At 49.9% G+C, this 15,716-nt stretch carries 1 protein-coding gene (cut by a window edge); it reads right to left on the reverse strand.

From position 1 onward, the window contains the following. Positions 1-15,716, reverse strand: the 3' portion of a protein-coding gene (locus MHI21_RS16375) for an SDR family NAD(P)-dependent oxidoreductase (protein ID WP_342418534.1). It continues 3,982 nt past the right edge of the window; 15,716 of the gene's 19,698 nt are visible here — the last part of the coding sequence; the start codon falls outside the window, past its right edge; its stop codon occupies positions 1-3.

Here is a 15,716-nt window from a genome sequence, read left to right on the forward strand (position 1 = left end):
CTACGAGTGTAATTGGTTGAATAACTGGTCGGCCTGTTCAAAATCCAACTCACCCTGCAGTACTTTCTGTAACAAGGCTTGCATGGGCTGCTTAGGCTTCGGCTCTGTAGGAGCCTGATTCGTATCTCCCGCCGACTTGTTCAATTCCTTTGCCAAAAATTTGGAAAATTCTTTAATGTTAGGATAGTCGTACACTCTGGTTGCTGGAATAGCTGTTCCAAAACGTTTATTCACAGCCTGTACCCACTCTACGCCTATAATGGAGTCCAGTCCCATATCAATAAATTGATCATCCCGGCCAATATCCATTTCATTCATACTCAAGGATTTCGCAAGACTTTCTACCAGTTCCTTCTCCAATGCTTCTATCCGTACAGCCGTTGGCGCATATGTCGAACGCTTTGCCTCATCCCTGGCAGCGGGCGGCGGCGAAGAAGGCTTGGCCTCAGGTTGCGGCGGGGCAGGCTTGGATTCTGCCAGCGCGGCTGACTTTTCTGGCTTATCTGCTACCATCTGGATGTTGGAAACGGAGCTCAGCAAAATGCCCTGCGGTTTTTCAGGTACTTTCGCCAAAGTCTGTCTCTGCACATTATCGTTGCTATGGTTAACTGCAGGAGGGCTGGAAACGAGCTCTTGTACCGACACCTCGGCTACAAGAGATTCCGCCTCGACGTCCCGGGATTCGCCCCCACGCGCGAAGATCCAATAGCTCTCCTTGGCAAATGGATACGTAGGCAGACTAATCCGACGAGGGCTGGTATTCTCATAAAGTCTAGTCCAATCGAAGAGCAGCCCCTTAACCCAAAGCTCCGCCAGCTTTGTATACTTACCCTTGCTTATCCAACTATCCACCATTTTTGCCATGTCTTCGTCCGCCTCAAGAACAGCTAGGATGTCTTTATTCTTCTTTGCCTGACCCAAATATAGCCCGTCGATATCCTCATTCCCCGCTAAAAAGCTCTCCAGCTTTTCTGTAAGCTCACGAGTAGACTTAACTATGACTGCTAACCGTTCTTCCATGGCTTCCCGTCCCACCTGCAGAGTAAATGCTATATCCTCCAGGCTGGTTTGCGAGTATTCCAACTCTTTGAGTTCAGCCAGCAGCCTGTGTACCTGTTCATCCAGTCGCTCTTTATTCCTCGCCGACAGCACGATCATTACCGGATTTTGCAGTGAAGTGGCAGCCTGTCTAGTCTCCTGCTCCTCAGGGATATATTCCTCAATGAGCACATGTGCGTTGGAGCCTCCGGCGCCAAAGGAGGAAATACCTGCGATTCTTGGGTATTCAACCGTCTTCCCATTCATTGTGACGACGGGTCTTTTCCACTCCCCCAGCTCCTGCTGAACTATAAAAGGACTATCGCTAAAATCGATATTCGGGTTTAGTGTTTTTGAATGCAATGAAGGCACGATTTGTCCGTATTTGAGCTGAAGGAGCACCTTTGTAACTCCGGCAATCCCTGCCGCGCTCTCACAATGCCCAATATTTGATTTTGCCGATCCGATTGCGCAAAACTGCTTATCCTCCGTATATTCCTGGAACACTTTTTGCAATCCGGCGATTTCAATGGGGTCTCCTAAGGATGTCCCAGTGCCATGCGCTTCGATGTAACTAATGGTTCTGGGGTTAATTCCTGCTTTCTTAAAGGCCCTTCCAATGACACTGGCCTGCGCATGGGGATTCGGAACTGAGAATCCGTTTGTCTTTCCTCCATGATTCACCGAGGTCCCCTTTACGACCCCATATATATGGTCGCCATCTGCAATAGCTTTGGCCAGTGGTTTGAGCAGTACGGCTCCTACGCCTTCTCCCGGCACATATCCATCTCCGCCTTGTCCAAAGCTTTCGCACCGTCCTTTACTCGATACAAACCTGCCTTGCCCAAGCATCAGGTATTTGTTCGGATGAATGGATACATTGACGCCGCCAGCAATGGCAAGCTCACACTCGCCTTGTTGCAAGCTTTGGCAGGCCAGATGAATGGTCGTCAATGAAGAAGAACACATGGTGTCCACAGCCATGCTCGGACCGTGGAAGTTACAGAAATAAGATACCCGATTTGCGATGGAAGCCGGATTGCCAGGAACGGCAATCATTCTGCCCCTAGCTTGTTCCTGTGCCCCATAAAGCTGGTATTCTTCATACATGACCCCGACAAAAACACCCACATTCCTATCCTGCCCAAGGCCCCGCTCTAGTCCAAGCGCTTCCCGGGTATAGCCTGCATCCTCTATCGTTTCATAGACGCATTTCAGGAATAGACGCTCCTGAGGATCGATGATCTGTGCTTCTCTAGGAGAGATATTGAAAAACATGGGGTCAAACTGATCCACACCTTTGATAAAGCCTCCCCACTTGCTGTAAGCTTTTCCTGACTGGTTCCTGTCCTCGTCAAAGTGCATGCTGTGATCCCAGCGATCTTTGGGAATTTCCGTAATGCAATCCTTCCCATCGCGCAGATTGTTCCAGAATTCCCGTATGTTTTCTGCATCGGGATACATGCCCGACAAACCGATAATGGCAATTTCCTCTGATTCGCCTGCTCTTTTCGGTTGCGGTTGGAAACTTGCCTGAACTGGCATGAAACGCGATTGCTTCCGACTATCAGAAAGTGACCTTACCGGGTCGTTTTCCACCGACGAAGGCTTGAAATCTTTCGTAGCGTCCTCTGTCTCGATTCCAAGTAATTTAATCAGCTGCTTCTGGTGGACTTTGAGGAAATATTGGGTCAATTCCCGGATATTCTGGTATTCAAAAAATAAAGTTTTGGGCAGTGTTCCAAACGTTTTCTCCAACTCACGGGTTAGCTGTTTAATCATAATGGAATCAATGCCGTACTTCTCCATAGGGGCATCGGTTTCAATCTGCCTTGCCGGCAGCCTGATGGATGTAGCGAGCAATTGCTTTAAATAATTTGCCGCTTTTTCGGCAAGCAGGTCTTGTCCGATGACCGAACCCATCTCGCTTTCCCTTACCATAGAGGAGGCATCTCCAGCCTGATCCAGGAACGGTTGCTGCAGGAGCGTTTCTCTTAGCTGACTGGCATGCCCTTCCAACACCATGACTTGATTCTTTTCGGAAGCCAGGCTCTGATACAAAGCCCGAATTCCTGCACCAGTCTCCATTGCAAACATCCCCATCCCTTCCATGATCTTTTCTGTTTCCCCATCAATACGCATTCCGCCTTCTTTCCAGAGTGGCCAATTGACTGAAATCGTCCGCCCCTGGCGTTGTTCTCGCTCTACCAGCGTACTACGGTACTTGGCATAGGCGTCCATAAAGGCATTGGCAGCAGCATAGTCAGCCTGTCCTATATTCCCGAGGCTCCCTGCAACGGATGAAAAAAGGATGAAGAAGTCCAGCGGGATTTCCTTGCAAGCCTGATCCAGATTCACCAATCCCGTAACCTTTGGTGCCAAAACGTTTTGCAATTCCTCCCGTGTTTTTTTAATAATGAAATTATCGCTAACCATTCCTGCGCTATGCACAATTCCGTCCAGCTTCCCAAACTCTTCCTGAATATCCCGAATCAAAACTTCAACCGCCCTTTTATCGGCGACATCGACTTGCCGGAATACTACTCTTGCACCTAAAGCCTCTATCTCCTCAATCCTTGCTTTGGTGTCACCTCGAAGCGGGGAGCGTCCGACAAGAATTAAAGTAGTATCTCTGGCCTGTCGTGTAATTTCTTCGGCAAAAATCAAACCGAGACTTCCGGTTCCGCCGGTAATCAAATATACTCCCCTGTCCTTCCACGGAATGCTGATCACTTCGCCGGAGGCTTTAATTTCCGTCCATACGGCAACATGCCGTCTACCCGATTGATAGCGGATATGTGGTTCTATAGAGCTGCGACTGTTTTCTTGCAGGATATTTATCATACCTGCTGAATCCTGCTCCACATCCATTTCTATCAGCTGGCCAACCAGTACTGGATTCTCCAGCCATGCTGTTTTTAAGAGTCCGGAAAGTCCCGAGAATACCTGTTGGTGATCCTGCACCGGAACGACAAGCTGAACCAATGTTTTGCCTTTGGATTCCGTTTTAAGAATATGTTGAATTGCCTCAAACACCTGTGTCGCATAAGTCCTAAACCGTGCATCAATGCTCTTCTCTTCGGATTGGAGAATGAGGCACTGCACCCCGTTCATTTGCGATTCAATAATTTCCCCGGAAATATATCCCGGTTCGCATAAAATTACCAGATGCTGTTGATAGTCAGGTGCTGTTCCTTCCAGAGCAATCGCTTGTTCTTCCCACACAGGCTCAAGCATCAAAGTCTCAGGTGCAGTCCATTCATCTGGGCCCCCTGTTCCTCCTTCAGCAACTCGTGATGAGAATCCCTTCATTCTCACACAAACATTCCCCTGCTCGTCACACAAATCGATATCTAACTTTTGCAGCGAGCCATTTTGCCTGCTGTCTTCACTATTACGGATCCAGGCCCACATCTCTGATGTGCATCCGTTAAACACCTCAAGCTCTTCCAATGCAAATGGTAAAGCTGGCTTAATGGAAGCTTTGCGATCACCTGTACTCATAATCAAGCCTATCGTCGCCTGAAGAGCGGAGTCCATCAAACAGGGGTGCATCACAAAACGTTCCATCGTATGGTAAATGGAAGAAGGCAAGGACAACTTGGCAAGCGCTTGACCCACCCCGATATATATTTTCTCAATTCCCTGGTGTCCCGGCCCATAGGAAACCTGCATCGCTGCAAACGCCTCATAGCACTGACGGGATGAGAAGGAGCCCAGACTGCACTGCTCCAGCAAGGTTTCAATATCTATAGCGGGGATCTCTGCCACCGGAACAATTACTGCCCTGCCTTCACTATGCACCACCAGCTCCGTGTCCGTTGCTCCAGACTTGCTGTAAATTTCATAGGCGATCTCTCCGCCATCTTGAGGATAGAGCCCAATACTGACGTCCACCGACTCCTCCCCAACCACAACAGGCCGGATCCAATCCACATCTTTTAACCGGATGGACGTCCACTTGTCTTCTGGAGATCCTGCAACCTGCTCTACTGCCGCCCGCGCCATTTCAAGGTAGGCCACTCCAGGCAAGAGCTTCTGCCCCCTTATCACATGGTGAGACAGGAAAAATTCCTTCCCCGTAAAAATGGAGCTGAACTGCAGTCCATAAATATTGGACGTATTGCGCTGAAGTAGGGGATGAATGCCGACTGCTGTCTCCCTTTCCAGCACTACACCGCTTGCTCCAGTCCGTTTATTGATATCGGTTATGCAATATCGTTCTTTGGCAAAGGGATAGGTTGGCAGACTGATACGGTTTGGTTTAGCCTCTCCGTACAACAGGGCCCAGTCAATAACGACTCCTTTTACCCAAAGGTCAGCGATTTTGCCATAGCTGCCTTCGCTAACTAACACATCAATCGCCGTGCCCGCACCCTCTCCGTCTTCACGAGCTCTATTTTCTTCTCTATGGCGTTTGGCGTGTCCCACGTATAAGCCGTGGATACCATCCCGGCCTTCCACAAATCCTTTTAATTTCTCTTCTAGCTCCCGGAGAGAGCCTGCAACGAAAGCCAAACGTTCTTCCATCGCTTCGCGCCCCACCTGAAGGGTATACGCTATATCTACCAGACTGCTGTCTGTGAACGGATGCTCCCCGATTGCAGCTAGTAATAGCTGCGCTTGCTCTTGCAGTTGTCCTTCACTCTTGGCTGACAGCACCACAATAGCCGATTTTGGAGTGGTAAGGGTAATAGAATTCTGCTCCTGCTTTCCAAGAATATATTCTTCGATTACCAAATGGGCATTGGCACCCCCGAATCCAAAGGAGCTAACACCTGCTCTCCGAGGAATATCTTCCCCTAGAATATCCCGCTGTGGCTTCCACTCCTGCGCCTCCTGAACGATATAGAACGGACTGCCTTCAAGTTTTATATAAGGATTAATTGCATCACAATGAAGGCTTTTGACCAGCTTTTTATGCTTTAACTGAAGCAGTACTTTTATGACGCCTGCGATTCCAGAAGCCAGTTCCAGATGTCCGATATTGGTCTTCACCGAGCCCAATCCGCAATGGGATTCTGTGATTCCGGGCCCCTCTGTGTTCTCATAAAGCTCTTTGAAAGCTGCTTTCAGCCCGTTAATTTCAATCGGATCGCCCAGCTCGGTGCCTGTCCCGTGGGCCTCAATGTAAGAGACAGTCCTTGGATCGATTCCGGCCTTTGTATATGCATTTACCAATACATCCGCCTGAGCCCTCGGATTAGGAGCTGTCAGGGAATTGGCCCGGCCTCCGTGATTGACGGCAGTACCCCGAATCACACCGTAAATATGGTCTCCATCCTTCTCTGCATCCTTCAGCTTTTTCAGGAAAAGCATGCCGGCCCCTTCACCACGCACGTAGCCATTGGCCTTATTGGAGAAGGTTTTGCATCGACCGTCCTCACACAGCATCCCTGCTTTGTTAAAGCTGATATGGAGTTCAGGTGTGATAATCACATTAACACCACCCGCAATCGCCATCTCGCAGCTTCCATCCTCTATGGCCCTAACGGCTCGGTGAATGGCCACCAGTGAACTGGAGCAAGCCGTTTCGACAGGCTCGCTCGGACCATGAATATTAAGGAAATAGCTCATTCGATTGGGCCCAACAGACGGTGCCATACCGCTGGAGGAATACGCCTCGACACCCACATTTCCCTGATAGATCATACCGCTGTAGCCACTGTTCGCGGTACCTACAAAGATTCCTGTGCGGGTTCCCGACAGACTCCCAGCCTGAATGCCTGCATCTTCAATCGCCTTCCAGATATAGGTCATCAACAGACGCTGCTGCGGGTCCATGAGTGCGGCTTCCCGTGGTGAAATTCCAAAGAATAACGGGTCAAACTCATAGATCCCGTCAATAAACCCGCCCCACTTGATGTTTGTTTTATTGGCCTCCTGCTCAGGGTCACCGTAATACGTCTTCCAATCCCAGCGATCTTCAGGGATTTCAGTGATACAGTCCCTGCCTTCCTCAAGATTTTTCCAAAACTCATCCACATCCCGGGCCATGGGAAATACACCGCTCATTCCCACGATGGCAATGGGTTCAGGAGCAGCCTGAGTCAGCTGCGGATTGGACAACACATTCCCGCCTGCAAACCGGAAACGCTGCCGTCTACCGCGGGTACTGTCTTCCCTACCATCCTCCACGGCCTGCACAGCAGGCTCAGTCCGGGCATGCACGGCAAACTGCTCGCCAAGCACGGCATCATATTCGTCCACCAAATATCTGGTGAAGTCATGAATCGTTGTGTATTCAAAAAATATGTCCGGCGTCAGCTCAAGCCGGTATGAGTGATTGATGTTGTTGGTAAATTGTGTGAGCAGGATGGAATCGAAGCCATACTCACTCATTTCTACATGTGCATCAATATCTTCAAGTTTGACTTTCAGCAATTTTGACACGGCCTGTATCATAGCGGCCTGCACCTTGTCCAGCAGATCTGGTACGGCATTGCTTTCAGAGGAAGCTTCTGAAATTCCTGTCACCTTTTCAGGCTGCCTAGTCTCTGGAGTCGTGATTAAACCCATGGTTTTCTTCATTTTTGCAAGATTGCCTTCCATCACCATAACCTGATCAACGCCTGCGGTCATGCCACGGTACAAGGCCTGAATGCCGGAAGAGGTTGACATGCCGCTCATGCCTGTACGCTGCCTTACCAGCTTCTCCGTCTCCTCATCAATACGCATCCCACCCTCTTTCCATAGCGGCCAATTGATGGATAGCGTTTGACCCTGTCGCTGCTTAGATGCTATCAGAGTGTTCCGGTATCCGGCATAAGCATCCATAAACGCATTACCTGCAGAATAGTCTGCCTGTCCCTGATTACCTAATCCTCCGGCTACAGACGAAAATAGAATAAAGAAGTCAAGCGGCAAGTTCTTGCTCGCCTGATCCAGATTCACTGTCCCTAATACTTTGGGAGCGAGAACCCGCAGTATCTCCTCGCTATTTTTTTGGAGTATGCGGTTGTCGCGAATGACTCCTGCACTATGAATGATGCCATTGATGTTTCCGAATTCCTCCTGAATTTCCTGGATTAAATCGGTCACCGCCTGCTCCTGAGTCACATCGACCTGTCTGTATATGATTCGTGCCCCTAATGCCTCCATTTTCTTTATCTCAGCCCGTTTGCCCTCATCCAGCGTGGAACGCCCCGTTAAAATCAAGACGGCTTTATGAACTTTATCCGTAATCTCTCTGGCAAAAATGAGTCCCAATCCACCGGCACCGCCGGTAATCAGGTACACTCCGCCATCCTTCCACGGGTTACCCGTTGCTTCCTGAGAGATGTGAACTTCGTTCCAGCAGGAAACCCACCGTGTGCCTTTCTCGTACCGAATCTGGATATCCTCGAGGCTACGGCTGTTTTCTTTTAAAATGTCTATGATTGCTCCCCAGTCCTCATCCTGTCCCAGTTCTATTAACTGACCTACCAGTTTTGAATGCTCAAGCCGGGCCGTTTTTAAAAGACCGGAAAGTCCCGAGAAAAGCTGCTGCTCCTCCTGTCCGCTTATGGCAATCTGGATCAGCACCTTACCATTGGGTTTTTCCCTGAAAATGCTTTGAATCTCTTCAACCACCTGGACGGCGTAACGCTGGAACTGTTCCGCGATTCCGTTTCGGTCGGGTTGCAGTACAATGCATTGCACGCCGTCCATCCGAGCTTCAACTTGTTCACGGGAAATCCCGGACGGCTGGCAGAGTAACACGACATGGCGATCATATGCAGGCATTTCGGCCTCTAGAGCAATCCCTTGCTCTTTCCATACGGGTTCAAGCATCAAGTTACTAGAATTAGACTGAACATCCGAGGAAATCGAGTCCCTATTCAGGATTCTTGATGAATATCCTTTTATCCTGACACAGATGGCTCCGGTTTCGTCGCTCAGGTCAATATCCAGCTTCTGTGCCTTTTCCTCAGCTATACCGTCTGCATTATAACGAATCAACGCCCACATGATGGAACTGCAATTTTTTATAATTTCAACTTCTTGAATGGCGTAAGGCAGAGAAGGTTTGATCTCGCTAGACCCCAGCGTCAAGCCTATGGTTGCCTGCAAGGCCGAATCTATCATACTTGGATGCAGGACAAATTGGCTTTGGTTGTCAGAAACGGAAGACGGCAAGCATAACTTAGCCAGCACTTGACCCTCTCCCGCATACACCATCTCAATCCCTTGATGTCCAGGGCCATAATCCATTCCCATATCCCTGAAAACTCTATACAGTTGTGTGGGATCGAAGTTCCGACTACATACATTCTGCAAGTCTTTAATATTCAGTGCTGGGACTTCCGCAGCCGATCTTCGTGCAGCACTGCCGTAGCTATATATCACAATCCCTGCATCAGCTTCTTCGCTCTCCCCATATATTTCATAGGAAATCTCTTGATGATCATCCAGGAAAAGTCCGATGTGTAACTGTAGTGGCCCATGCTCTACGATAATAGGCCGTGCCCAAACCACGTTTTTAAGGCAAATTCCGGTTGGCCCGCCCTCATCAGATCCTGTTGCCTGATCCACGGCCGCCCGGACCATTTCAAGGCAAGCAGCCCCGGATAGAACTTTGCGTCCATTCACCACATGATCCTTCAAGAAAAACTCCTGGCCTGTAAAAGTCGAACTGAACCGCTGTTCCGAGAAATCGGAGGTGTTTAGATGCAGTAAAGGATGGAGCGAAGCAGTGACAGAAGTCATGCCTTTGCCTGCCTTGCTGTCAAGCTCAGGCGCCCAACAGCGTTCTCTCGCAAAAGGATAGGTCGGTAGACTGATCCGGTAAGGTTTGATATCCCCGTACAGCTTGTTCCAGTCAATAGTTAGCCCCTTTACCCACAACTCCGCTATTTTTGTTAGTTTTCTCTTCTTGATCCAGGTTTCAAGCAACGATTTGGCATCTTCATCCGCCTCAAACATCACAATCCCGTCTTTGCTCTTTTTCACCTGAGCCGTTAGGACGCCAGCAAGCGGATCATGATTCACAAATCCTTCCAACGCTTTTAGCATTGCCTCTTTTGAATCTGCCACAAAAGCCAGCCGGTAATCCATCGGCTCGCGGCTCACTTGCAGCGTATACCCCATATCCGAGAGGTTAAGATTTTCCTGGGATGCAATAAAGCTCCTCATTCTTTCGGCATACGTTTTTAGTTGCTTTTCACCTTTGGCAGACAAAACGAAGAGAACGGGATTATGGATATCGGCGGCTGTTGGTGATGTCGCAGATGTTCCCGTCCCGGGACGATATTCTTCAATAATAAGATGGGCGTTCGTACCACTAAAACCGAAAGAGCTCACAGCGGCGCGCCTTTTGTCCCCGCGGGAAGGTTTCCACGCGTTCAATTCTGTATTGACATAAAAAGGAGAATTATCAAAATCAAAATGCTCATTCGGGTTCTTGAAATTCAGTGTCGGTACTAGTTTTCTATGCTTCATGCATAGCAACACCTTTTGCACGCTTGCTATGCCCGCTGCTGCAGAAGTATGCCCGATATTGCTTTTTACCGAACCTATGGCACAGTAGTTCTTCTGATCGGTTTTTTCTTTAAAAGCGGTTGATAAAGCTTCCAGTTCAATAGGGTCGCCCAGCTTGGTTCCTGTCCCATGCATTTCAACATAGCTAATGCTTTCAGGCTCAATCTGATATTTGTTGTATATTTCCCGCTCCAGCTCAATTTGGCTGTTTGTGCTTGGCGCGGTAATCCCGTTGGTTTTTCCATCTTGATTGATTCCGGACCCGATAATAACTCCGTATATATGATCCCGATCAGCTTCAGCATCCTTCAGCCGCTTCAGAACCAGCGCCCCTACTCCTTCCCCTGGAACAAAGCCGTTGGCGCTATTGTCAAACGTTTTACATCGGCCATCTGGCGACAACATTCCGGATGCAGACATACCTACATACGATTCAGGAGTCAGATATAACGACACCCCGCCAACCAACGCCATTTCTATCTCTCCGTTAGATAACGCCTGGCATGCCAGATGGGTTGCCACCAGCGATGAGGAGCATGCCGTATCTACGGATATGGCCGGACCTTTCAGATTGAGGAAATAAGAGATGCGAGCCGCAGCAATAGCGTTACTGTTCCCGGTAGTATTGGTGAACTGCGCTTGATGCTTGTACCGCAGCATACTATATTCATTATTTAAAATTCCAAGGTATACCCCGCATTTTTTATTTCCCAACTGTGAGCCACTATAGCCTGCATCCTCAATTGCCTTATATGCTTCCTGCATAAAGATGCGCTGCTGAGGATCCATCCCTTCCGCCTCGGTAGGAGAAATATTGAAAAATAACGGATCGAAATATTCCATATCCTCTAAAGCACCCAGCCACTTGCAATTGATTTTCCCCTCTTGCGCTGGACGAGGATCATAATATTGGCTTACATCCCAACGGTCCTTCGGGATTTCAATAATGGAATTTTTGCCTAGAGAGAGATTATCCCAATATTGCTGCACATCTTCCGCACCAGGATATCTTCCCGAAATCCCGACAATTGCAATTACGTCTTTATTTTCCGAAGGTAAAGGCGATGAATTCTCTGCTACCTTTACCAGGTGGAATGGCTCGGAATCCTCCTTAGGAGATAGCCTTGGGGAACATTGCATCGTGTCAGGTCTCTTCGAATGGACTTTCGCAATAGGCTTGTCCGTGTCCGGGACTGCGTTCAAGGACTGTTGATTGAAGCTTCCTCCATGCTTATTGATTTCTTGTGCCAAAAATGTAGCGAATTGGCGAATGGTCGGATAGTCGTAGACCTTGGTCGCTGCTATGGATGTGCCATATCGTTTATTTATGTTTCGAACCCACTCTACGCCTATAATGGAATCTAGTCCGGTATCTATAAAGTTTTTATCCGCCTCGATCTCGCTCCGTTCCATGTACAAAGCCTCTGCCAGGCTTACCGTCAGTTCTTCCTGCAACAGCTCTGCAGAGGCGCTACACTCAGCCATGCTGGCCTGCGCCTGCTTTTCAAACGAAATCGGCATCAAATTCACCTGAATGGAAGCCTCTGCCGATTTCTCCGGCTCTAATGCAACGGATGACGGTGAATACTCTGCTGGAGAATGATCCGAAATAGACTGGGTAGAGAATGGCGCAATTGATTTGCTCAACAATTCCTTCTCTACAAAATTGCTAAAATCCCGGATGGTTGGATAATCGTAGACTTTTGTCGCTGTTATGGATGTATTGTAATGCTTATTAATGCTACGAACCCACTCTACGCCTATAATGGAATCCAATCCAAGATCAACAAAGTTCTTATCCGAATCGATATCGCTCCGATCTATATATAAAGCCTGCGCCAGGCTTGTTGTCAGCTCCTCCTGCAATATTTCCGCTGATATTGTAGAAGGAATAGACGACAGCGCTTCCGTCTTCTTCTCATCCTCTAATGTGTGCGATGTCTCCTCCAGTGAAGTTAACATGATCGTTGTCCCCTCCTGGTTGGCAGACTTGCTTAGATGCGGCTGACGGTCCAACAAATTCGGTAAGGATATAGCGCTTGGTTTTTCAGAACTATTCAAAAAAACGGATTGCATTAGGGCTGTTGGCTGCATCGCATGAGTCTGGACGGGAATTGCCTTTTCCTGAGCTTCCGTAACGGCTCTTTCTACAGAAGAGACTCTTTCTACAGAGGGACTCATAATATCCGTGATCCAGTACCGCTCCCTCGCAAAAGGATAGGCCGGCAGGCTGATTCGCCGCGGCTTGGCATCCCCATAAAGCATGTTCCAATCCATCGACAATCCCTTGACCCAGAGATCAACAACCTTCGAATATTTCCTTTTCCCTATCCAGGCAGCGATCGTTTTGTCCATGTCTTCATCTTCTACCAGCGCCGTCAGCGCCTCCTTATTCCGTTTGACCTGGCCCCGGTATAACTCAGGGATTCCGTCCCGTCCTTCCAGGAATCCTTCCAGCTTGTCCACCAGCTCCTGCATAGACCCTGCAATCACTGCCAGCCGCTCTTCCATGGCCTCGCGTCCCACCTGCAGAGTGTATGCCACATCGGCCAGACTGCTTTCGCTTTGCTGTCCTTCCCGCATAGCAGCTAGCAATCTCTCGGCCTGCTTTTTCAGTCGTTCTTCATTTTTAGCTGACAATACGATGATCGCAGGCTTTTGAGCCGTAACGCTCATCGGCATCTTCTCTTCCGCAATGTACTCTTCGATGATGACATGTGCATTGGAGCCTCCCGCTCCAAACGATGAAATCCCAGCAATCCTCGGATATTCCCGCGTCTCTCCATCGATCTCAACCACTGGCCGCTTCCATTCCCCCAGCTCCTGCTGGACGACGAACGGCGTCTGACCGAAATGGATGTTCGGATTCAATTCTTGGGCATGCAGGCTGGGAACCAGCGTCTGGTTTTTCATCTGCAAGATGATTTTCTCCACCCCGGCGATGCCCGCTGCTGCCTCCAGATGTCCGATGTTGGACTTCACAGAGCCTATGGCGCAGAATCCCGTATCCGGCGTATCCTTCCTGAATGCCTGGGTCAGGCCCGTCACTTCAATCGGGTCTCCCAGCTCCGTGCCTGTCCCGTGGGCTTCAATATAGCTGACCGTCCGCGCATGTACCCCCGCTCGCTCCAGGGCCGCCCGGATCAGTTCTCCTTGGGCTGTCGGGTTCGGCACCGTATAGCCGTTGGTCTTACCTCCATGGTTAATGCTCGTCCCCCGAATCACCGCATGGATAAGGTCCCCATCAGCGATCGCCTTGGACAGCGGCTTTAATAGGACGACTCCCGCGCCTTCTCCAGGGACAAATCCATTGCCTCCTTTGCCGAAGCTCTTGCACTGCCCGTCTGCTGACAGCATGTGGTTGGCGCAAAGTCCGACATAGCTGAGCGGATGGAGATACAGATTTACTCCGCCTGCAATAGCCATTTCGCATTCTCCACGATACAGATGCTCACAGGCTTCATGAATCGCGGTCAACGAGGACGAACACATCGTATCGATCGGCATGCTTGGCCCTTGCAAATTAAAGAGGTACGAAATCCTGTTGGCCACTGAACTAAAGGATGTGTGAGGGTATATTTGTGTTCCTTTTCTCCATAAATCAAGTCCGTATAGATCAAAGCCCGTTTTGGTAATTCCGGCAAATACGCCTACCCGGCTGTTATGCCGCACCGCAAGCTGTTCCCGGGTGTAGCCCGCGTCCTCCAACGCTTCCCAGCAGGCTTCAATGAACAGCCTTTCCTGCGGGTCCATACCGAGTGCTTCCCGTGGCGCAATATTGAAAAAGCGCGGATCGAAATCCGCAAATCCTTCGATAAAGCCCCCCCACTTGCTGTAGCTTTTTCCATTCGCTACCGCTTCCTGTGAATCAGGATGGAAGAACCCTTCCATCGTCCAGCGCTCACGCGGGATTTCGGTGACACAGTCCTTCCCTGCTTTTAGATTTTCCCAATATTCGTTCATGTCCCTGGACCAGGGATACTTTCCAGCCATCCCAATGATCGCTATCGATTCACGCATTTCCGCAGGGGCAGACCCGGCCAAGTTTCGGATGGGCTTCGCTGCCGTTTTTGCCGCAGATGGCACGGCTTCTTCTTCGACATACAGCGGTGCCGCAAGTGTTTCCTCCACAGGCTGTATGTCATGGTTCATCCCGGTCCACTGCATGCACTCCTGCGGGTATTCCGCTACAAAATATTCCGTCAAGGCGCGCAAGGTCTGGTACTCATAAAACAGCGTCTGGGACAGCTCTCCAAAGAAGCCCGCCAGCTTGGCATTGAGCTGGGTAATCATGATCGAGTCGATTCCATACCTCTCCAGCGGCTCATGGGCTTCGATGCTGCTGACGCTCAGCCGAGTCACCTCTCCCAATAGCACCTTGAGTCGATATAAGGTTTTATCGTAGAGCAACTTCGAATCCAGCTTAGGCGCAGTTGCCTGGATAGGGACAGCTGCCTGGATGGCACGGACGCCGGCTTGTGAGACGCCTTTCGCCAAGTAGGCCTCGATTTTCTCAGGCTCCCCTTCCATGACCATCACCTGCTCCTTGCCGGAGGCCAAGCTTTGATACAACGCCCTCATTCCCGACCGGGTCTGCATGGTTGTAATACCCATGTTTTGCGTCATGATCTGTTCCGTGTCCGCATCGATCCGCATTCCGCCCTCTTTCCATAGCGGCCAGCGGATGGATAACGTCTGCCCCCGCCGTTGCTTGGCCCCTACCAGGGCATTCCGGTATTCGGCGTATGCGTCCATAAAGGCATTGGCCGTCGAATAGTCAGCCTGTCCAGGATTGCCCAGGCTGCCCGATATGGAAGAAAAGAGCACAAAGAAGTCTAGGTTCTGGCCGCTGCTTGCCTCATCCAGATGGACCAGTCCGCTCACCTTCGGTCCCAGCACCTCCAAAAATTCTTCACTAGTTTTTTTAATGATGAAATTATCGTGAATCACCCCTGCGCAGTGGATGATCCCATGGACACGTCCAAATTCCTGCTGCATGCTGTCCAACAAACCGATAACGGTGTTTCTGTGGGTGATATCCGCTTGCCTGTACACCACGCTGGCGCCTGAAGACTCCAGCTCCTGCAGCTTCATCTGCTTGTCTCGGTCCAGCGGCGACCGCCCCGTCAAAATGAAGGTCGCTGCTTGCGTCTGCCGCGTAATCTCTTCTGCAACCAGCAGTCCCAGACTGCCGGAGCCGCCGGTGATCAGATAGACCC

Source organism: Paenibacillus sp. FSL H8-0168 (assembly GCF_038592955.1).
GTDB classification, from domain to species: domain Bacteria; phylum Bacillota; class Bacilli; order Paenibacillales; family Paenibacillaceae; genus Paenibacillus; species Paenibacillus polymyxa_B.